The following is a 21,401-nucleotide window of genomic DNA, read 5'->3' on the forward strand; positions in this document are numbered from 1 at the left end:
GACTGGCTTAGCCTTTCAGCACCTCGGCCATGGCGTCGGCCACGTATTCCACGTTGCGGCTGTTCAGGCCGGCCACGCACATGCGGCCCGAGCGCACCAGGTACACGGCGAACTCTTCGCGCAGGCGGTCTACCTGCTGCGGGCTCAGGCCGGTGTAGCTGAACATGCCGCGCTGCTTGATAAAGTAGCTGAAATCACGGCCCGGCACCTTGGCGCTCAGCACTTCGTACAGCTTCTGGCGCATGGCCTTGATGCGCACGCGCATCTCGGTCACTTCGCCTTCCCACTCGGTGCGCAGTGCCGCGTCGTTCATCACGATGGCAGTCACCTGGCCGCCGTGGGTAGGCGGGCTGGAGTAGTTGCGGCGTACGGTGGCCTTCATCTGGCCCAGTACGCGGCCAGCTTCTTCAGCGGTACCGCACACCACGGACAGGCCGCCACAGCGCTCGCCGTAGAACGACAGGTTTTTGGAGAACGAGTTGCTCACCACAAAGCTCACGCCGGCTTCAGTCATGGCACGGATGGCAAAGGCGTCGTCGTCCAGGCTATCGCCAAAACCCTGGTAGGCAATGTCCATGAACGGCAGCAGGTCGCGTGCTTTTACCACCTCGATCACCTTGCGCCATTGGTCTTTGTCCAGGTCCACACCGGTAGGGTTGTGGCAGCACGGGTGCAGCAGCACGATGGTTTTGGCGGGCAGCTGGCTAAAGCAGGCGACCATGTCGTCAAACTTCACCCCGCCGGTAGCGGCGTCGTAGTACGGGTAGTCGTGCACGGTAAAACCGGCACCTTCGAACATGGCGCGGTGGTTGTCCCAGGTAGGGTTGCTTACCCATACATCCACGTTGGGGAAATAGCGCTTGAGCAGGTCGCCGCCAATCTTCAGCGCGCCGGAGCCGCCAATGGTCTGGATCGTGGCGATGCGGCCAGCCTGTACGGCTTCGTGCTGTGCGCCCCACAGCAGCTGCTGCACGGCGGTACGGTAGTTGGCCGCGCCTTCCATGGGCTGGTAGCTGCGCGGGCCGGCTTCGGCCACGCGGCGCGCTTCGGCTTTTTGTACCGACGGCAGCAGCGGAATGCGGCCTTCTTCGTCGTAATACAGGCCGATACCCAGGTTTACTTTCGGGCTGCGGGTGTCCTTGTTGAAGGTTTCCACCAGCGTGAGGATGGGGTCGCCTGCATAGGCTTCAACGTGTGCAAACATGATCTTGTGGTTTCTCTCTCTAACGTCTGGTACCGCGCAGGACGCAGTACACGGGGGTATCCGTCGATAAAAGTAACACAACCGCGCCAGCACGCCAGACCACCGCCCAAAAAAGAATAAAATGCGCAATGAAATATCAATTTATTGCAAATAAATAGCACCTCACCACCACCAAACCCCAGACAGAAACGACTGAATTCCATCAGTGATGCCAGCACACTGATGCACACCCTCTGTACATTGGCTAGAAGACAGCGTGCCATCTGGCGATGCCGCCAAGGCAAATAAAAAAGCCAGCTCGCAAGCTGGCTTTGGTACGACTGCGACAGGTAGCTTAGAAGCTTACCTTCATGCCTACGCCCAGACCTGTCGGGTTGGAGCCTGCACCCACACCGCTCAGGCCAGCACCGCCGAAGGTACGGGTAGCCGCGTCTTCGTTGGTGATACGGCTGTAGTAAGCGTAGGTTTGAGTACGCTTGGAAAGATCGTATATGGCACCCAGGGTCACTTGGTCGGCACCGTCTTTAGCGCCAGACTTGGACTCGCCCATGGTAGCGTAAACCAGACCTACGGCAACTTTACCGAATTTCTGCTCGGCACCAACAGTCCAGGCGGACTGTTTCAGGTCACCGGTAGATTGTTCGTTTTTCTCGTGCTCGTAGCCCAAGCTCAGCTTGGTATCGTCAAACTTGTAACCCAGCGACAGCTTCATGAAAGACTGGTCCAGATTCGTATTACCCACTACAGCGTTTTTCTGCTGCTGTACGTCATAACCCAAGCCTGCACTCAGGCCATCCATAGTGTAGCTGGCTGCTAGGCTCCAGCGAGCCTTGTTGGTGCGGGCGCCGCCAACCGTGGTACGGGCTTCGTCAAAACCATAGGAAGCACCTGCCTGCAAACCGCTGTAGGTTTTGGTGTAATAGTGGATGGAGTTCTGCATGCGTGTATCACCACGGCAATACACTGCCGAGGGGACACAAATGTCAGCAATGGTCTCAACCATGGTATTCACCATGCCTGCCTTGGCGATGGACTTATACACGGAATCATTGTGACCCAGCAGGATGCGGCCGAAATCACCTTCTAAGCCGACAAAGCTGTTACGGGTAGCAAAAGTACCTTTACGGGTGCCACCATCGTCCATGGAGATTTCCTGCTCGATCTGCCACAGCGCTTTCATGCCGTTGCCCAGATCATCAGAGCCTTTGAAACCCAGTTTGGAGGTATTCGACGAAACACGGCCAACGGATTGCAAGTCGTTCGCAGCATTGGTAGCGCCAGTAGCCTTCACCGTTTCAACGGAGGTGCTGATAGCGCCGTAAATGTTAACGTCGGCCATGGCAAAAGGTGCGGCCAGCGTGGAAGCAACTGCAACAGCAAGCATTCTCTTTTTCAGCACAATAAAACTCCTGCAGTAAGGTGGAAACGAAAAGTGTGAAGCACACATGCCGCCTACTTTACCGACCAAATGTTTAAAAAGGGTTAAAACGCCATGGCATAGTACGTAGACAGCGCACCCGACAGCAAGCTTAGTCAAACAGCCCCTAAAAATCGGACTCGGCACCACATCGCTGAATTAATACAGCTTACTGATCAATAACTTAAAAACTTCAATACACTTCAAATCGCAATGAGCATAACATAGCCAAAATATACAAATAATGCATCGATTCTATAACGCTACATTTTTGCAAAATGTGTAGTAAAGCCACTACATTTTTGGAGTATTTACTCTTTTCTTCCCGTTTTGAAGTCGTGACACACACGGAACTCACGCCACCGCCACCTGCGGATCAGCCACTGGTATCACGTTCATCGCATGCTCCACCACCTCACCCAGAATGATCACCGCCGGGCTGGCCAGGCCGCTGGCGGCCACATCATCCTGCAAATGCTGCAGCGTGGTCACCAGGTGCTGCTGCTCAAGGCAGCCTGCTCGGTGCACTACGGCTACCGGCAAGTTGGCCGCAAACCCGGCGGCCAACAGCTGCGGCACCAGCTGCGGCAAGCCGGCCATGCCCATGTAACAGACCACGGTGAGCCGGCTGTGCGCCAAGGCAAGCCAGTCTGGCTGGCTGCCATCCTGCGTGTGAGCGGTCACCAGCGCCACGCCACGTGCCACGCCACGATGGGTCAGCGGCAGGCCCAGGTCGGCGCCGGCGGCAAAACCGGCCGTAATGCCGTTGACCGCCTCTACCGCCACGCCGCGCTCGGCCAGCCACGCCCATTCCTCGCCGCCGCGGCCAAAGATGAACGGGTCGCCGCCTTTCAGCCGCGCCACCTGCCGCCCCTGGCGGGCGTAGCGGGCCATCAGCCGCAAAATGAAGGCTTGTGGCGTGGACTTGCAGCCACCACGCTTGCCCACCGGCACGATACGGGTGCCGGGGCGGGCAAAATCCAGGATATCGCGCCCTACCAGGTCGTCCACCAGCCAGACGTCGCAAGCCTGCAGCACGCGCAATGCCTTGAGCGTGAGCAGCTCCGCGTCACCGGGCCCCGCGCCAACCAACCATACCTTGCCATTCATGCTGCATTCCTTTCTGCGTCCGCGCCCAGGGTTCGGGCCGCTTTGCACGATACATCAAGCCAAAAGTTCTGCCAGACCGTTTTCTTATAACCAAATAGCTTCATAACAATCGCTATACCGTGGCGCGCTGGCATAGCCGCTTCAGCTCCGGCACACAGCTGCCGCAGCCGGTACCGCAGCGCAGCTCGCGCTGCAGGCCAGCCACGTCCAGCCCGCGTGCCACGCCCGCCACGATGGCGTCTTCGCGCACGCCCTCGCAGCTGCACACCACACGCGCCAGTGCCACGCCGCCGGCCCTGCCCTGCAGCAAGGCGGCGAGGCTGGCCGGTGGCTGGCCGCCATCCAGCCAGGCGCTCAGCGCAGGCGCCGCCGCCGTATCACCCGCCAGCAGATAGCCCAATGGCTGGCGTGCGGCCAACCATACGCGGCGCAGCACGCCACGCGCCGGGTCGTCAAACGCGGCCAGCACGGCACCGGGCGGCTGCAATACGCTAGCCAGCTGCTGCAGTACCGCAAGCGATGGTGCCTCGGCCGCGGCCAGCTCTAGCTGCAGGCCTGGCTGCCCAGCCAGGCTGATGGCCACCGCCACGGCGTAAGGGAAGCCTTCACGCAACGCGTCCAGCGGCGGGCGCAAGTTGGCCGCATCACCCCGTACTTGCAGCGACGCACGCCACGGCAGCCGCGCTGGCACCACGCTGACGGCAGCCAGCTTCAGCTCCGGCTGCTGCGACAGCGGGTCTACGGCACGGCTAGCCAGCGCGTTGATGCCCAGCCCGCCCAGCGTGGCGCTGCCCCAGTGCATGGGTACGAACACCACGCCGGGGCGCAAGCCGTCGTCGGCCACCACTGGCAGCACCACGCTGCCGCGCTTGTTGCGCAGCGTGGCCAGCATGCCGGCCTGCAGGCCGTGGCGGGCCATGTCACGCGGGTGCATGGCCAGCTGCGGCAGCGCCACATGGCGGTTTAGCGCCGGTACCAGCGCGGTGCGGCTCATGCTGTGCCAGTGGTCGCGCAGGCGGCCGGTGGTCAGGCGTAGCGGAAAATGCGCTGATACTTTGTCGGCCGGTGCTTGCCAGCCGATATCGACAAAGCGAGCGCGGCCGCTGAGTGTGGGGTAGACGCCATCGCCGTACAGGCGGCTGCGGCCAACCTGGCCGTCAAACGGCCACTGCTGCGGCCCGAGTTGATCCAGCAGCGCGTAATCCAGCTGGCTGTAGTCCAGGTCGCGCCCGGCGGTGGCGGCGGCGTGCTCGGCGAACACCGTCGCCGCGTTGGCAAAGGTAAACAAGCTCTCCCGTTCCGGCGCGATGGCAGCGGCCAGGCGCTGCGCCACAGCGGCCACAATGCGCCAGTCCTCGCGTGCCTGCCCTGGGGGTGGCAGCGCGGCGCGTACGCGGCTGATGCGGCGTTCGCTATTGGTCATGCTGCCGTCTTTTTCCGGCCAGGTGGCGGCTGGCAGCACGATGTCGGCAAACGGCAGCGTGTGGCTGCTGGCAAAGGCTTCTTGCACGATGACGCAGTCCACTTTTTGCAAGGCTTCGCGCACCAGGGTTTGGTCCGGCAGCGAAAAAGCCGGGTCGGTACAGGCTATCCACAACAGCTTGATGTGCCCGGCCGCGGCGGCCTCGAACAGCGCCACCGCCGGCAGGCCAGGGTTGGCCGGCAACGCGGGCACGCCCCACAGCGCAGCCACCTCGGCGCGGTGTGCCGCGTCGGCCGGGTCGCGGTGGCCGGGCAGCACGGTGGCCAGGCCGCCTACCTCGCGCCCGCCCATGGCGTTGGGCTGGCCGGTAAGCGAAAACGGCCCGCTACCGGGGCGGCCGATGTGGCCGGTGGCCAGGTGCAGGTGGATCAATGCGGCGTTTTTGTCGCTGCCGTTGCTGTACTGGTTTAGCCCCATGGTGTAGCAGGACAGCGTGGCCGGGCTGGCGGCAAACCAGCGCGCGGCGGTGACAATATCGTCTTCGTGCACGCCGCACAGCTGGCTGGCGGCGCGCGGCGTGTACTCGCGCAGGCGCGCCCGCAGCGCGGCAAAGCCTTCGGTGTGCTGTGCAATGTAGTCGCGGTCGATCAGGTCTTCCCAGATCATCACATTGAGCATGGCGTGAAACAGCGCCACGTCGCTGCCGGGCAGCACTGGCAGGTACAGGTCGGCCAGGCTGACTGTGTCTGTGCGGCGCGGGTCGACCACAATGATTTTCATGGCAGGGTTGGCCGCACGCGCTGCCTCCAGCCGCCGAAACAGCACCGGGTGCGCCACCGCCATATTGGAACCGGCAATAAACACGCAGCCGGCGTGGTCGAAGTCTTCGTAGCAGGAGGGCGGCGCGTCGGCGCCCAGCGTGCGCTTGTAACCGGCTACTGCGCTGGACATGCATAGCCGCGAGTTGGTATCGATATTGTTGGTACCCACCAGGCCGCGCGCCAGCTTGTTGAACAGATAGTAGTCTTCAGTGAGCAGCTGGCCGGACAGATAAAAACCCACCGCATCCGGGCCATGCTGCGCGATGGTGGCGGCCAGCTGGTGGCTGACGGCGTCCAGCGCACTGTCCCAGCTCACCGGCTGGCGCGCTTCGTCCTTGCCGGTGCGCAGCTGCGGCTGCAGCAGGCGGCTACCCGTCACGCCCACGGTCTGCCCCAGCGTGCGGCCCTTGCTGCACAGGCGGCCAAAGTTGGCCGGGTGCTGCGGGTCGCCCGCCACACCCAGGCTGCCATCGGCCTGCGGGCTGAGCAGCACGCCGCAGCCGGTGCCGCAGTAGCAGCACACGCTGGCGATGGCGCTGCCGGGTTCGCTTATGGCATTCATGCTCGCTCCTTGCGGCCAACCTGGCCGCGTTCAGTCCAGCGCCAGGTAGACGGTGCCGTCTTGCAGCTTCAGCGCAATGTGGCCGCTACAGCCTTCGTCCGGCGCGCAGGCCTGGCCGGTGGCCAGGTCGATGTGCCAGTTGTGCAGCGGGCAGGCCACGCGGTGGCCGGACACGATGCCCTGCGACAGCGGCCCGCCTTTGTGCGGGCAGCGGTCCAGCAGCGCAAAGGCCTGGTCGTCGATGGTGCGGAACACGGCAATGTCGACCTGCCCTGCCCGTTTCAGTACCCGCGCGCCCTGCGCCGGGATGTCTGCCAGGCGGCAGACGGCTTTCCAGTTGTTCATGGTTGGTTTCCTTTTTTGGCCACGAAAACACACGAAAGAACACGAAAAACGGCACGGCATTGCCGATGCCCATCGCGACGAGGCTGGCATGACAGCCAGTGTCAGTACCGCGCCAACCGGCTTGTGCATTTTTCCGTGCGGTCGGTGTGCTTCCGTGGCGACATCAGATTTTCTACACCGTCAAGGGCGCAAACTCGTGCTGCGCCACGCCGCCGGCGTAGCGTTCGGCCCACGGGTCTTGCTCGAACGACAGCGCAAACTTCAGCCGTGCGTACAGCTCGCTGCGGCCAACTGCATCGTCCAGCACGCGCTGTTTGATGTAGTCCATGCCCACCCGCTGCAAAAAGTGCACGGTGCGTTCCAGATAAAACGCCTCCTCGCGGTACAGCTGCAGGAAGGCGCCGCTGTACTGCATCACCTCGTCGTGCGTTTTTACCTTGCAGAAAAACTCGGCCACCTCGGTCTTGATGCCGCCGTTGCCACCGATGTACAGCTCCCAGCCGGAATCCACGCCGATGATGCCCACGTCCTTGATGCCGGATTCGGCGCAGTTGCGCGGACAGCCGGATACCGCCAGCTTCACCTTGGCCGGGCTCCACATGCCGAACAAGTCTTTTTCCAGGTCGATACCCATCTGCGTGGAGTCTTGGGTGCCAAAGCGGCAGAACTCGCTGCCAACACAGGTTTTCACCGTGCGTAGGCTTTTGCCGTAGGCGTGGCCGGACGGCATGTCCAGCTCGCGCCATACCGCTGGCAGGTCTTCTTTCTTTACCCCCAGCAGGTCGATGCGCTGGCCGCCGGTGACCTTTACCATCGGGATGGCGTATTTGTCGGCTACGTCGGCAATGCGTCGCAGCTCGGCAGGGTTGGTCACCCCGCCCCACATGCGCGGGATCACCGAGTAGGTGCCGTCTTTCTGGATGTTGGCGTGCACGCGCTCGTTGATGAAGCGTGCCTGCGGGTCGTCTGCGGCTTCGCCCGGCCAGGTAGAAATCAGGTAATAGTTCACCGCCGGGCGGCAGCTGGCGCAGCCATCGGGGCTACGCCAGCCCAACACACGAAAGGCCTCGGCCAGGCTGGTGAGGTGCTGTTCGCGGATGGCGGCCCGCAGCTGGCCGTGGGTGATGTCGCTACAGCCGCATATGGGCTTTTCCGACTTGGGCTTCACGTCGGCGGCGCCGCCCACGCAGCTGATCAGAATCTGCTCCACCAGCCCGCTGCACGAGCCGCAGGAGCTGGCGGCTTTGGTGTGCTTCTTGATGTCGTCCACAGTAAACAGGCCTTTTTCCTGAATGGCCTTGACGATGGTGCCTTTGCACACGCCGTTGCAGCCGCACACCTCGGCCTCGTCCGGCAGGCCGGCAGCACGGTTCTGCCCCTGGTGGCCGGTATCGCCCACTGCGCCTTCGCCCAGCATCAGCTGATCGCGGATAGCGTGCACCGGCTGCTGCTCGCGAATCAGGCGGAAATACCAGGCGCCGTCGGCGGTATCGCCAAACAGGCAGGCGCCCACCAGCTTGTCGTCTTTGATGACCAGCCGTTTGTAGATGCCGGCCATCGGGTCGGACAGCGTGATGTCCTCGCAGCCGTCGCCGCCCATGAAGTCACCAGCAGAAAACACGTCCATGCCGGTGACTTTGAGCTTGGTGCTGGTAGCGGCCGGTACATAACGGGCAATGCCCAGGCTGGCCAGATGGTTGGCCGCCACCTTGGCCATGTCGAACAGCGGCGCCACCAGGCCGTAGCTGACACCACGGTGGCTCACGCACTCGCCCACGGCGTAAACGCGCGGGTCGAAGGTTTGCAGGTGGTCGTTTACCACCACGCCACGGTTGCAGTGCAGGCCGCTGGCCTGCGCCAAGGCGTCGTTAGGGCGAATGCCCACGGCCATTACCACCAGCTGCGCCGGTACGCTCTCGCCATCCTTGAACTGCACCCCGGCCACGCGGCCATCGGGCCCGGCTACCAGCGCGGCGGTTTGCTTTTGCAGCAAGAAGCGCAGGCCCTTGGCCGCCAGGCTCTGCTGCAGCAAGTTGGCCGCGGTGCGGTCCAGCTGGCGCTCCAGCAGCCATTCGCCCAGGTGCACCACCGTTACCTGCATGCCGCGCGCCAGCAAGCCATTGGCCGCCTCCAGCCCCAGCAGGCCGCCGCCGATCACCACCGCGTGGCGATGGTTGGCCGCCGCATCAATCATGGCTTGTACGTCGGCAATATCGCGAAACGTCACCACGCCGGGCAGGTCATTGCCCGGCACCGGCAAGATAAACGGGCTGGAGCCGGTGGCCAGCAGCAGCCGGTCGTAAAGCACGCTGCTGCCGTCAGCGGTGTGTACCAGGCGGCGGCCGCGGTCCAGCGCCACCACTGGCTGGCCCAGGTGCAGGGTAATGCCGTGCGTGGCGTACCAGCTTTCCTCGTTCAGCATGATATCGGGCAGGGTTTGTTCGCCGGCCAGCACCGGCGACAGCATGATGCGGTTGTAGTTGGCGTGCGGCTCGGCACCGAATACGGTGATGTCGTAGGCGTCTGGCGCCAGCGCCAGCAGCGCCTCCAGCGTGCGCACACCTGCCATGCCGTTGCCCACCATGACCAGTTTGGGTTTGTTCATTGCCTTGCGTCCTTTCCAGCCGGCTGCGCCACCGCGGCGTTGCTGCGGCACGGCCAAAAAAAAAGCCCGCCACCGTGGGCACCCCCACGGTAGCGGACTTCCTTGTCCCGCTCTTGCGCCGCCATTGGCGCAAGAGACCTTTGCGTATACTGGCTACAGCAACTGCCGTGCCAGCCTGGCAGTACTGTTTCAGCCGCTTTTGCGGCCAACCCTGCCTAGCCCTGGTGCAGCGCCGCACCAGTTTGCTGCATGCCGGCCTGATTGCCCCGAGGCGGCGCAGCCAGACATGCCGATGAAAAAACCGGGCACGGGGCCCGGTATCAACGCGCTTGGCGGGACAAACTGTTTCCGGCTAAGCCGCTTCCCGCTTGTGCTTCTGGTATAGAAAGTCCAGCACCGCGCTGCGGCAGGCGTGGTAGGCCGGGTCGCTGGCTAGCGCCAGACGGTTGCGCGGGCGTGGCAGGTCTACTTGCAGGATTTCGCCTACCGTGGCCGCCGGGCCGTTGGTCATCATCACGATACGGTCGGACAGCAATACGGCTTCGTCCACGTCGTGCGTCACCATCACCACCGTGCTGCCGGTTTTTTCCACAATCTTGACCATCTCGTCCTGCAGGTTGGCGCGGGTCAGCGCGTCCAGGGCGCCGAATGGCTCGTCCATCAGCAGCACCTTGGGCTCCATGGCCAGCGCACGAGCAATGCCCACGCGCTGCTTCATGCCGCCCGATATCTCGTGCGGGTGCTTGTCGCGGGCGTGCTGCAGGCCCACCAGTGCCAGGGCTTCTTCGGTACGGGCGGCCAACTGTAGCTTGCTTTCCTTGGCACCAAACACGCGCTCTACCGCCAGCAGGATGTTGCCGTAGCAAGTCAGCCACGGCAGCAGGCTGTGGTTCTGGAACACCACGGCGCGCTCGGGGCCGGGGCCGTCGATCTCGCGGCCATTGCACAGCGCTATGCCATCGCTGGGGTCCAAGAGGCCGGCGATGATGTTCAGCACGGTGGATTTACCACAGCCGGAGTGGCCGATCAGCGACACGAACTCGCCCTGGCGTATGGTCAGGTTCACGTCTTGCAGCGCTACGAAGCGGCCTTTTTTGGTATCGAAATGCTTGCGGATGTTTTCCAGCTCGACAAAGCGGTCCATATCAGTTCTCCTGCCCGAAGCTGGCCTTGCGCGCCAGCCATACCAGAGCCTGCTCCAGCAGCAAGCCCACCAGCCCCACCACAAAGATGGCGATCAGGATGTGCTCCACGTTCAGGTTGTTCCATTCGTCCCATACCCAGAAGCCCAGGCCCACGCCGCCAGTGAGCATCTCGGCGGCCACAATCACCAGCCAGGCGGTGCCCACTGCCAGGCGCACGCCGGTAAGCATGTGCGGCAGCGTGGCGGGCAGCAGGATGACGGTGAACACCTTCCACTCCGATAGCCGCAGTACGCGCGCCACGTTCAGGTAGTCTTGTGGTACGGCGCGCACACCGGCGGCGGTGTTGAGGATCATCGGCCAGATGCTGGAGATAAAGATGACCCAGATCGACGCCGGGCTAGCGGCCTTGAACACCAGCAAACCAATGGGCAGCCAGGCCAGCGGGCTTACCGGGCGCAGCAGGCTGATCACCGGGGCCGTCATGCGCGCCAGAAAGTCGAAGCGCCCGATCAGGAAGCCCAGCGGAATACCCACCAGCGCCGCCATGCCAAAGCCCATGCCGACACGCCCCAGCGACATCAGGATGTTCCAGCCTATGCCCTGGTCGTTGGGGCCGTTCTGGTAGAAGGGGTCGGCAAACAGCACGCGCGCCGACGCCCAGGTGCTGACCGGGCCGGGCAAGCTGCCGCGGCTCAGCTGCGACACCAGCGTCCACAGCAACAGAAAAGCCAGCAGGCCCAGCAGCGGCGGCACCACGGCACGCAGCAGCGGTACCACCGGCGCCAGCCAAGGGGTGGCGGCCAGGCGGGCCGCCGGCGATACCGTCTTGCGGCGGCGCGGCAGCGGCAAGTTGGCCGCAACGGGTTTGGCAACAGTCATGTCACACCTCCTCAGGCCTTGATCTTGAAGCTGGCGGCGTAGGCGGCCGGGTTCTTGCCGTCCCACACCACCCCGTCTATCAGCTTGCTGCTGCGCATGTCACTGGCGGGCACCGGCACGCGGGCCATGGCGGCGGCGTCTTTATAGATGGCGGTCTGGTTGATTTGCTTGGCCACGCCCAGGTAATCGGGGTCGGCTTTCAAGAGGCCCCAGCGCTTGTGCTGGGTCAGGAACCACATGCCGTCGGACAGATAGGGGTAGTTGACCTTGCCGCCGTCGAAGAACTTCATCAGCTTGGGGTCTTGCCATTTTTTGCCCAGGCCGTCTTCGTAAACGCCCAGGAAGCGGCCTTCTATCACCGGCTCTGGCGCGTTGACGTAGGCTTTGTCGGAAATCAGCTTGGCCACGGCGGCGCGGTTTTTCACGTCGTCGATGTAGCGCGAGGCTTCCAGCAGCGCCGCCACCAGTGCGCGGGCGGTGTTGGGGTTCTGCTTTACCCAGTCGCCGGTAGTGCCCAGCACTTTTTCCGGGTGATCGGGCCAGATCTGCTGGCTGGTGGCCACGCTAAAACCGATGCCGTCGGCGATGGCGCGGGCGTTCCATGGCTCGCCCACACAGTAGCCGTCCATATTGTCTACCCGCATATTGGCCACCATCTGCGGCGGTGGCACCACGATGGTTTTCACGTCCTTGAGCGGGTTCACGCCGTGTGCGGCCAGCCAGTAATACAGCCACATGGCGTGGGTGCCGGTGGGGAAAGTCTGGGCAAAGGTGTATTCGCGCGGCTCGGCCTTGATCAGCTTGGCCAGTGCCGGGCCGGTGGTGGCGCCCTTGTCTTTGAGCTGGTTGGAAAGCGTGATGCCCTGGCCGTTCTGGCTTAGCGTCATCAGTACGGCCATGTCTTTCTTGGGGCCGCCCACGCCCAGGTGCACACCGTAGATCATGCCGTACAGCGCGTGCGAGGCGTCCAGCTCGCCGTTCACCAGCTTGTCGCGCACCGCCGCCCAGCTGGCCTCTTTGGAAGGCACGATGGTGATGCCGTATTTCTTGTCGAAGCCCATTTTGGCGGCCACGATGACCGAAGCACAGTCGGTGAGCGGGATAAACCCCACTTTGACCTCGGTTTTTTCCGGTTTGCCTACAGGGGCAGCCAGCGCAGGCAGGATAAAGCCGGCAGGCAAGGCGGTAGAGGCCATCAGTGACAAGGCTCCCTTGAGAAAGTCGCGGCGGGCGTTGGCCGCAGTGGGGGGGGTGTCGGGGTGTTGACGCTGTTTCATGGTTTGCTCCTAGCGGTAGCCACAAAAGAAAAGCGTCCGTCGCCCTCTCATCAGAAAGGGCAACGGACGCCGTTGTCCGTACTCCCAGGCTTGCGCCGCCGTTGGCACCTTCCTGTTGAATGTTCTGGCGCTACCTTGCGCCTGCTGTCACATGAGCAAGCGTCGTGCCAGCCTGAAAACCTGCTTTTACTACCACGCCCGCGGTTTTGTGCACCGCAATAGCGCACCACGCACCAGCGCGGCTCAGCTTTGCAGCCATTCGGCCAGGCTGATGATTTCTTGCGCCACGTCGGCCAGGCGTTTTTGCTGCTGCATTGCCCGCTCCCTCAGCTGTTTATAGGCAGCCTGCTCGTCCAGGTTTTTCATCTGCATCAGCACGCCCTTGGCTTTTTCGATGATCTTGCGCTCGGCCAGCTGCTGCTGGGCGCTAGCCAGCTCGCTACGCCGTGTCTGCTCCAGCTGGTGGCGCTCGATGGCCACCTCCAGCAGGGGCTGGATGCGCGCCGCCTCCACACTGCCCACCACATAGGCCGCCACCCCGGCCGACAGCGCTGCGCGGATGGTGTCGCGGCGGCTGTCGTCGGTAAACATCACCACCGGCTGGCCATGGCGCGCGCCCATCACGCACACCTGCTCCAGCATGTCGCGCGAGGGTGCGTCGCTGTCGATCAGCACCACGTCGGGCCGCGCGGCAGCCAGCATGTCGGCCAGCTGCAGGTTGGCCGCCACCTCGGCCACCACGCGCACGCCCGCTGCCGCCAGCGCTTCTTTCAGCGCGGCGGCCTTGCCGGAGCCATCGTTGACCAGCATCACGCTTAACATGAGTAACCTGTCTTTGGAGTGTATTAGCCATAAAAGCAGCAAGGTCTGTGCCATGCCACTGACAACACGCTGGCAGCAGGGCCGCGCTACACTGGCGGCATGAGCACATGCTGCAGGCTGCGGGCATTACTGACGTGGCCAACTTGCGCGAGCTGGGCGCCGTGGCAGCCTACCTGCAGGTAAAGCGCAGCGGCCAGCACGCCAGCTTGAACCTGCTGTGGGCGCTGGAGGGCGCCCTGAGCGGGCGCAGCTGGCAAGCTGTCGCCCGCGAAGACCGCCTGGCTTTGTTACTGGCACTGGAAGACCTGGAGAAAACACATGACTGAACCGATACGCTGCGGCTGGTGCGGCACCGACCCGCTGTATGTGGCCTACCACGACCACGAGTGGGGCCGCCCGGTACACGACGACCACAAGCTGTTCGAGATGCTGATACTGGAAGGCGCGCAGGCCGGGCTGTCGTGGATTACCATTCTGCGCAAGCGCGAGCACTACCGCCGCGTGTTTCACGACTTCGACCCGGTGAAGGTGGCGGCCATGACCGACGCCGATGTAGAACGCCTGCTGCAGGACCCGGGCATCGTGCGCAACCGGCTAAAGGTCAACAGCGCCATTCGCAACGCACGGGTGTTTCTGGCCATGCAGCGCGAACACGGCAGCTTTGCCGCCTGGCTGTGGGCGCAGGTAGGTGGCCAGCCATTGCTAAACCACTGGGCCACGCTGGCAGAGGCCCCGGCCAGCACGCCGCTATCGGACAGCATCAGCAAGGCGCTGAAAAAGGCCGGCATGAATTTTGTCGGCAGCACAGTGATCTACGCCTTCCTGCAGGCTACCGGCGTGGTCAACGACCACCTGGCAAGCTGCCACTGCCACCCGGCCAAGCACCCGTAAGCGGCTCAGTGCCAGGGGTTGGCCGCCAGCAGCCGGGCGTAGCTGCCATCGCGCTGGATCTGGCCGATGGCCTGGTTAAGCTGTGTCAGGCTAAGTGGCGACGCTGGCGACAGCGCACACTGCGCCCGCACACGGTGCAGCACCTGCGGCGGGTTCAGCGGCAGCTTGGGGAAATCATGCTGCAGGTAATAGCGTAGCGCCGCCTCACCCACGATGGCGTAATCGTAGCGGCCCGCCAGCAGCTTTTGCAGATTGGCCTTCACCGACGCACTATCGCTGCGCACAAACTGCTGCTCCAGGATCTGTTCCACCCTGGGGTAACGGTAGCCGCCCAGCGTGCCGATAGGCTTGCCGGCCAGCTGGGTAATGCTGTCCAGCGGCGCCACCCGTGTGCTGCTGATCAGCAAATCGCTGACGTCAATAAACGGCGTACTCCAGCGAAACGGGCCCGGCAGCCATTCGGGGATATAACCGCACAGCACATCCGCCTTGCCTGCTTGCAGTGCCTGGGCCAGGCGCTTGCGTGGCAGACTCAGGTAGCGCACCGGGCGTTTCAATTTTTGCGCCAGCAAGGCCCCCAGCGACGACTGAAACCTTGCACCGGATTCCGTCAGGCCCTCGGATACCGGTTTCTCCCTTAACAACACCCGCAATGGCTGCGTGGTAGCCTGCGCGGGCCATACCAGCCCCGCCAGCACCGCTGCGGCCAACCCTAGCCTGGCCACATGGCCGGCCAAGCCCCTGTTTTTTATCTTCGTCATGGCAGCCCTCCTTGGTACAGCCTTGCTGGTATACGCCACGGCCCAAGCTGTCGCCAGAAGCATTTAGGGCTTCGATAATTGTTTTTTCCACCGGTTTGCCCCCGCACCCGCCCGCCATGCCAGACACAAAGACAGCGGGGAAAGATATGCCTGATGCACCGGCGGTAGCAGACGAAAACCGCGCATCCCATCTTCATAGCCAGCCGCAGCCCCCCTGCTTTGCTGATGCCGACAGCCGGCATGATGTAGCCTGCAACCAGCTAGCCAAGGCACCGCGGCCAACACGCGGCGCGGTTTTTATCGTGACCCTGCAGCAAGGCACACTGCCGCTAGCTAAACAATGGAGCACACCCATGCACAAGCGTACTTTCCTGCAGCTGGCCGCCCTGTCGCTGGCCAGCACCGCCCTGGCCACCCCGGCGGCGAAGCGCCAACGCATTGTGGTGGTGGGCGCCGGCATGGCTGGCCTGGCGGCAGCGCGGGCGCTACACGACGCCGGCCACCACGTTACCGTACTGGAAGCCCGCAGCCGCCTGGGCGGGCGGGTGTGGACCAGCCAGGCCTGGCCCGGCCTGCCGCTAGACCTGGGCGCGTCCTGGATACACGGCAGCCGTGGCAACCCGCTTACCCAGCTGGCCAGCACCGCCGGTGCTGCCACCTACCCCACCTATTACGAGCGCAGCGTGCTGTACGACAGCGATGGCGAAGAGGCCGATGCCACGCTGGAGCGCGAGCTGGCCGCCTGGCGCAGCCGCGTGGACAGCGCGGTACGCACCGCACAGCAGGCCCCCGCAGACCAGCCGCTACTGGCCGTGCTGCAACAGCAGCTAGGCTGGGCCAGGCTGTCGCCGCGCGAGCGCAGCCAGCTGCTGTTTGTATTGAATAGCGATATAGAACAGGAATACGCCGGTAGCGGCGAGCAGCTATCGGCACACTGGTTTGACAGCGCCGAAGGCGGCAAGGGCGACGACAGGCTGTTTCCCGGCGGTTTTGGCCAGCTAATCACCTATCTGGCACGCGGGCTGTCCATCGAAACCGGGCAAGCAGTACAACGCGTGGACTGGCACGGCCAGGGCGTAACCGTGCACAGCGCCAGCCGGCACTGGGTGGCCGACCGCGTACTTCTGACCCTGCCACTGGGGGTGCTGCAGGCCGGTAGCGTGCAGTTTTCGCCCAGCCTGCCTGCGCCGCATCGCCAGGCGATACAGGCGCTGGGGGTGGGCGATTTCAACAAATGCTATCTGCGCTTCGAGCGCGTGTTCTGGCCGCAGCAAGACTGGCTGGAATACCTGCCGCCGCTGGCAGAGCGCGGCCAGTGGGTAGAGTGGCTGAACGTGCACGGGGCCAGCGGCCAACCCGTACTGCTGGGTTTTAATGCCGCGCAGTTTAGCCGCACGCTGGAAGGCTGGCCGGACCGAGCCATTGTCGACAGCGCCATGCTGCGCCTGCGCCTGCTATTCGGCGCGGACACGCCCGCCCCGATCGCCGCGCAGATCACCCGCTGGCGCAGCGACCCGTACGCCGGCGGCGCCTACTCGTTTAATGCCGTAGGCAGCACGCCCGCCATGCGCGACACCTTGGCCGCACCACTGGCAGGCAAGCTGTTTTTTGCCGGGGAAGCCACCTCGCGCCAGCACTTTGCCACCGTACACGGTGCCTATTTGTCCGGCCTGCGCGCCGCCCGCGAGATGGCGGGCTGACCAGACCCGCGCCAGCAGGTGCACGCCCCACGCCGGCGCAATCACCACCCACGGTGATGATGAAACCGTAGGCCAGTACCTTGCCACCACGCTGCTGCGCCACGAAAGACGGCTCGCCACGCGGCTGGTGGCAGCCCACCACCAGCCGCTTGGTGCCCATAAAAGCAGGACGGGGCTTGCGGCCAAAAGTCTCGCGGCGAAACGGCCGTGCCAGCGTGCTGATGAAATGGTTGCGATTGATCATGCCCAGCGCCTGGCCAGCCAGCCGGGCAGCCGGCCGTACATCGCGTTAAAACCGCGCCCAAGGTTGGCCGCAGCGCCGCCACCTGCTACACTCCGCGCCTTGCCATATCAACCCACGCCAAGTCATTGTGAACAAAGCCAAATTCAGCACCCTGCAACTGCCGCAAAACCTGCTTTCCAACCTCGATAGCCTGGGCTACACCAGCATGACCGCCATCCAGGCAGAAAGCCTGCCAGCCGTACTGGATGGCCGCGACGTGATCGCACAGGCCAAAACCGGCAGCGGCAAGACAGCAGCATTTGGCCTGGGTCTGCTCACCAATATCAACCCGCGCTGGTTTGCCATCCAGGCACTGGTACTGTGCCCCACACGCGAGCTGGCCGACCAGGTCGCGCAGGAAATCCGCCGCCTGGCGCGCTGCATCGACAATATCAAGGTCATCACCCTGTGCGGCGGTACGCCCATGGCGCCGCAACGCGCCTCGCTGGAACACGGTGCCCACATCGTGGTAGGCACCCCTGGCCGCCTGCAAGACCACCTGTCGCGTGGCACGCTGGAGCTGGCCGGCGTCAAAACCCTGGTACTGGACGAAGCCGACCGCATGGTAGACATGGGCTTTATCGAAGAAATCGTCGGCATCGTGCGCGCCTGCCCGCGTAGCCGCCAGACGCTGATGTTCAGCGCCACCTACCCGGACAACATCCGCAAGCTGGCCGAACAGTTCATGAAGCAGCCGCACATGGTGAAAGTAGAAGCCCTGCACGACGCCGGCCAGATCGAGCAATGGTGGTACGAGATCGACCCGGACCAGCGCCTGGACATCGTCGCCCGCGTGCTGCACAGCGTGCGGCCAACCTCTGCCCTGGCCTTCTGCAATACCAAACAGCGCTGTAAAGAGCTGGTGGCCGAGCTGCAACAAGCCGGCTTTAGCGCCGAAGCGCTGTACGGCGAGCTGGAACAGCGCGACCGTGACCAGATTCTGGCGCGCTTTGCCGGCAAGACCATCACCGCGCTGGTGGCTACCGACGTGGCCGCCCGTGGCCTGGACATCAAGGACCTGGACCTGGTGATCAACGTGGACGTGGCGCACGACCCGGAAGTACACATCCACCGTATCGGCCGTACCGGCCGTGGCGACAAGCACGGCCTGGCACTGACGCTGGTCAGCCCGAGCGACGCGCGCCGCGCCGCCAGCATCGAGGAATACCAGAAAGCCGACCTGGCCTGGGAAGAGCTGGCCGACCTGAAGCCGGCCCCTGGCGGCCCGCTGCAGCCACCGATGGTGATGCTGGAAATTGCCGGCGGCAAACGCGAAAAGCTGCGCCCGGGCGACATTCTGGGCGCGCTTACCGGCGAAGGCGGCGTGGATGGCAAACAGGTGGGCAAGATCACCGTGTTCGAGTTCAACACCTTTGTGGCGCTGGATCGCCACATTGCCCAGCAGGCTTTCGAGCGCCTGAGCGCAGGCAAGATCAAGGCCAAGAGCTACAAGATGCGTTTTGTGGAATAAGCCGGCCTGGTAAGGCATGGCACAAAAAAACCGGCCTCTGGCCGGTTTTTTCATGGGTAGCGCGCAACTCAGGTGCCGATATAACGATCCGGCCGGTGGTTCATGGCAATCACCATATTCAGCGCCGCCGCCCCCAGAATGGAACCCAGCAACGCCGGCACGCTGACCAGAAACAGCGACGCCAGCAGGATGACCATATCCACCCCCAGCTGCAGCTTGCCGGCACGGATGCCGTAACGGTCCTGCAGGAACAGCGCCAGAATGTTCACCCCGCCCAGGCTGGCCTTATGGCGAAACAGCGCAATAAAACCCATGCCCATCATCAGGCCGCCAATCAGCCCGCTGTAAAACGGGTTCAGCCCGCCAAAATGGGCAAACTGGCCATGCAGGCTGGTAAACACCGATAGCAGGCTCACCGCCACAAAGGTCTTCAGCGTAAACAGCCAGCCCATGCGTTTGACTGCCAGCCAGTAAAACGGCAGGTTGATCAGCGAAAACGCCACGCCAAACGGCACGCCGGTCTGGTAGTGCAGCAGAAAAGCCAGCCCCGCGGTGCTGCCGGTCAGCAGGCCGGCACTCTTGAACATGGCCACGCCAAAGGAAATCAGCAGCGTGCCCACCACAATGGCCAGCGCATCTTCCAGCCAGGTATGGCTGAGCTGATCGTCGTTATGGGGTGTCAGGGTGGTAGCAGTGGCACTCATGTCGGGCTTTCTATTGCGTTGCAACAATTTTGCCATTTTATCAATACTGCCAATTATCGCAATGAACAAACACTAACTTATCGCCAAAGCAAAAACATTGGCAACAACATTGCGCCAATATCAAAACAGGCGCTTGCAACACGCATTGATGGCATGACAAGCAAGCGCGGCCGCAATATTTCACCCCACGCGTCAAGACTGGGCAATGTAGCGGTCGGGCCGGTGGTAAAAACCGATCACCAGGCTCATGGCCGCCGCGCCGATCAGGGACCCCAGCAGCTGCGGCCAACCTGCTACCAGCAGCGCGCTGGCCATCACCAGCAGGTCAAAACCGAACTGCAGCTTGCCCGCACGCAGGCCATAACGCTGCTGCACGTATAGCGCCAGGATGTTCACCCCGCCCACGCTGGCCTTGTGGCGAAACAGCGCAATCACGCCCATGCCGATCAGCAAGCCCCCCAGCAGGCCGGTGTAATACGGGTTAAGCGCCCCGGCAAACGGAAACAGCGTGCGGTGCAGGCTGGAAAACAGCGACACCAGCGCCACCGCCACAAAGGTGCGCAGCGTGAAGGCACGCCCCATATGGCGCAGCGCCAGCCAGTAAAACGGCAGGTTGATCAGGAAAAACAGCCAGGCAAACGAGGCACCGCTGTAGTAATGCAGCAGGAACGCCACGCCGGCGGTGCCACCGGTCAGCAGGCCGGCCTGCGCGAACATGGCCATGCCCAGGCCGATGAAGGAGGTACCAATCAGGAATGCCAGCAGGTCTTCTGGCCAGGTATGTGCCAGCGGATTGTGTCCGCCATTCAGGCACTTGCTTTCGCTAGTCATGTGCTTACCGTGGTGGTGTATCGGGACAAAGCCGCCAGGCTTGCCGGGTAGGCAGGCTGGCGCATGTTTCGATAAGCAACAAGCTTGCCAGCGCATAGCGCCGCGCTGGGGTGGCGGCACGGCGCAAACGCACAAGGCCCCGCCGGGCAGCGGGGCCTTGTCGCATACATGAAAACAACGGTACGGGCAGACCTAGCGGGCAACCGGGCGCAGCCAGGCGCTTAGCGCGCGGATGTCTTCAGGCGTGGTGCGGCAGCAGCCGCCAATGCAGGCGGCACCGGCGGCGCGCCACTGGCGGGCAGCGTCGGCAAAGGCGCCAGGATCGCTGCTGCCGTGCCAGGTTTTGGTGGTGGCGTCGTAGCTTTCGCCCGAGTTGGGGTAAGTCAGCAGGCGCTTGCCCGAAACCCGTGCCGCCTCGCCCAATAATGGTGCAATGTGGCGCGGCGCGGTGCAGTTCACGCCCACCGCCACTATTTGCGGGAAGTCGGCCAGCGCGGCTACCGCATCGGCCAGCGGGGTGCCGTCGCTCAGCTTGGCTGCATCGCGGCACGAAAAACTGACCCAGGCGCGCGCGTCGGGGAACTCGTCACGCAGCAGCGTGGCCAGCGCCAGCGCTTCTTCGGCGCAGGGGAAGGTCTCGCCGGCCAGCAGGTCGGGGCCAGCAGCCAACAGGGCGGCAATACGCGGGCGGTGGAAATCCATCAGCTGCTGCACGCTCAGGCCGTAGCCGCCACGGTATTCGGAACCGTCGGCCAGCATGGCACCGTACGGGCCCACCGAGGCGGCTACCAGCGGCGGCTGGCGGCCGGCCAGGTTGGCCGCATCGGCACAAAACGCATCGCGCGCTTCTTGCGCCAGGCGTACCGACTGCTGCATCAGCGCTACGGCCTGCTCGTGGCCAATGCCGCGCTGGGCAAAGCCTTCAAAGCTGGCCTGATAGCTGGCGGTGGTGGCTACGTCGGCACCGGCGGCGTAGTAGTCGTAATGTACCTGGCGGATCAGCTCGGGCGCTTCCAGCAGCACACGCGCCGACCACAGCGCGTCGTTCAGGTTGCAGCCACGGCGCTCCAGCTCGGACGCCATGGCGCCATCCAGAATGATCACATCATTAATAGCCACTGCGGCCAACGGGTCTTGCATAGCTGCCTCT

The 21,401-nt window shown here is 63.6% G+C and carries 17 protein-coding genes and 1 pseudogene; 4 read left to right on the forward strand and 14 right to left on the reverse strand.

Features of this window, described 5'->3' with window-relative positions; genetic code table 11:
• Positions 1-7 precede the first annotated feature (7 nt).
• The 10 genes from FLQ44_RS06730 to FLQ44_RS06775 form a co-directional block, all read right to left on the reverse strand.
• On the reverse strand, positions 8-1,204 hold the full coding sequence (locus FLQ44_RS06730; protein WP_147693679.1) for an amino acid aminotransferase: 1,197 nt from the start codon (positions 1,202-1,204) through the stop codon (positions 8-10).
• Between the two features lie 334 nt (positions 1,205-1,538).
• On the reverse strand, positions 1,539-2,588 hold the full coding sequence (locus FLQ44_RS06735; protein ID WP_240801200.1) for a porin: 1,050 nt from the start codon (positions 2,586-2,588) through the stop codon (positions 1,539-1,541).
• 387 nt (positions 2,589-2,975) lie between these two features.
• On the reverse strand, positions 2,976-3,731 hold the full coding sequence (cobA, locus tag FLQ44_RS06740; RefSeq protein WP_147693681.1) for a uroporphyrinogen-III C-methyltransferase: 756 nt from the start codon (positions 3,729-3,731) through the stop codon (positions 2,976-2,978).
• Between the two features lie 112 nt (positions 3,732-3,843).
• Complete coding sequence (locus tag FLQ44_RS06745; protein ID WP_147693682.1) at positions 3,844-6,537, reverse strand: nitrate reductase; 2,694 nt, start codon at positions 6,535-6,537, stop codon at positions 3,844-3,846.
• Between the two features lie 30 nt (positions 6,538-6,567).
• Complete coding sequence (nirD, locus tag FLQ44_RS06750; RefSeq protein ID WP_147693684.1) at positions 6,568-6,882, reverse strand: nitrite reductase small subunit NirD; 315 nt, start codon at positions 6,880-6,882, stop codon at positions 6,568-6,570.
• 172 nt (positions 6,883-7,054) lie between these two features.
• The gene (gene nirB, locus FLQ44_RS06755; RefSeq protein ID WP_147693686.1) at positions 7,055-9,487 is read right to left on the reverse strand and encodes a nitrite reductase large subunit NirB; all 2,433 of its coding nucleotides are present in this window, start codon (positions 9,485-9,487) and stop codon (positions 7,055-7,057) included.
• 352 nt (positions 9,488-9,839) lie between these two features.
• Positions 9,840-10,631: an ABC transporter ATP-binding protein gene (locus FLQ44_RS06760; protein ID WP_147693688.1), complete on the reverse strand. Its 792-nt coding sequence runs from the start codon at positions 10,629-10,631 to the stop codon at positions 9,840-9,842.
• Position 10,632: 1 nt separating this feature from the next.
• The gene (gene ntrB / locus FLQ44_RS06765) at positions 10,633-11,511 is read right to left on the reverse strand and encodes a nitrate ABC transporter permease (RefSeq protein WP_147693690.1); all 879 of its coding nucleotides are present in this window, start codon (positions 11,509-11,511) and stop codon (positions 10,633-10,635) included.
• 11 nt (positions 11,512-11,522) lie between these two features.
• Positions 11,523-12,788 carry a CmpA/NrtA family ABC transporter substrate-binding protein gene (locus FLQ44_RS06770; RefSeq protein ID WP_147693692.1) on the reverse strand — a complete coding sequence of 422 codons (1,266 nt, stop codon included), beginning with the start codon at positions 12,786-12,788 and terminating at the stop codon, positions 11,523-11,525.
• Between the two features lie 243 nt (positions 12,789-13,031).
• Entirely contained in the window at positions 13,032-13,610 is a 579-nt protein-coding gene (locus FLQ44_RS06775) for an ANTAR domain-containing response regulator (RefSeq protein WP_147693694.1), read from the reverse strand.
• Positions 13,611-13,708: 98 nt separating this feature from the next.
• Between FLQ44_RS06775 and FLQ44_RS06780 the strand changes: the two are divergent.
• Together FLQ44_RS06780 and FLQ44_RS06785 are read left to right on the forward strand one after the other, a co-directional pair.
• Positions 13,709-13,936, forward strand: a pseudogene (locus tag FLQ44_RS06780) (TfoX/Sxy family protein); the annotation flags it as partial.
• Positions 13,929-14,501 (forward strand): DNA-3-methyladenine glycosylase I, encoded by a 573-nt coding sequence (locus FLQ44_RS06785; protein ID WP_147693697.1) that lies wholly within the window; start codon positions 13,929-13,931, stop codon positions 14,499-14,501. The pseudogene FLQ44_RS06780 and the gene FLQ44_RS06785, both read left to right, overlap by 8 nt.
• Before the next feature lie 5 nt (positions 14,502-14,506).
• On the opposite strand, the gene FLQ44_RS06790 is transcribed toward FLQ44_RS06785, so the two are convergent.
• Positions 14,507-15,262: a substrate-binding periplasmic protein gene (locus FLQ44_RS06790; protein ID WP_170252858.1), complete on the reverse strand. Its 756-nt coding sequence runs from the start codon at positions 15,260-15,262 to the stop codon at positions 14,507-14,509.
• Between the two features lie 146 nt (positions 15,263-15,408).
• On the opposite strand from FLQ44_RS06790, the gene FLQ44_RS06795 reads away from it, so the two are divergent.
• Positions 15,409-16,962: a flavin monoamine oxidase family protein gene (locus FLQ44_RS06795; protein ID WP_206208707.1), complete on the forward strand. Its 1,554-nt coding sequence runs from the start codon at positions 15,409-15,411 to the stop codon at positions 16,960-16,962.
• Between the two features lie 371 nt (positions 16,963-17,333).
• Positions 17,334-18,716: an ATP-dependent RNA helicase DbpA gene (dbpA, locus tag FLQ44_RS06800; protein ID WP_147693700.1), complete on the forward strand. Its 1,383-nt coding sequence runs from the start codon at positions 17,334-17,336 to the stop codon at positions 18,714-18,716.
• A 68-nt stretch (positions 18,717-18,784) separates the two neighbouring features.
• Here dbpA and FLQ44_RS06805 read toward each other — a convergent pair whose 3' ends face one another.
• The 3 genes from FLQ44_RS06805 to mmuM form a co-directional block, all read right to left on the reverse strand.
• Positions 18,785-19,420 carry a YitT family protein gene (locus FLQ44_RS06805; RefSeq protein ID WP_147693702.1) on the reverse strand — a complete coding sequence of 212 codons (636 nt, stop codon included), beginning with the start codon at positions 19,418-19,420 and terminating at the stop codon, positions 18,785-18,787.
• Positions 19,421-19,612: 192 nt separating this feature from the next.
• Entirely contained in the window at positions 19,613-20,251 is a 639-nt protein-coding gene (locus FLQ44_RS06810) for a YitT family protein (protein WP_147693704.1), read from the reverse strand.
• A 192-nt stretch (positions 20,252-20,443) separates the two neighbouring features.
• Entirely contained in the window at positions 20,444-21,391 is a 948-nt protein-coding gene (gene mmuM, locus FLQ44_RS06815) for a homocysteine S-methyltransferase (protein ID WP_147693706.1), read from the reverse strand.
• Positions 21,392-21,401: the final 10 nt, after the last annotated feature.

The sequence above is a fragment of the Vogesella mureinivorans genome (assembly GCF_007644035.1).
GTDB classification, from domain to species: Bacteria; Pseudomonadota; Gammaproteobacteria; order Burkholderiales; family Chromobacteriaceae; genus Vogesella; species Vogesella mureinivorans.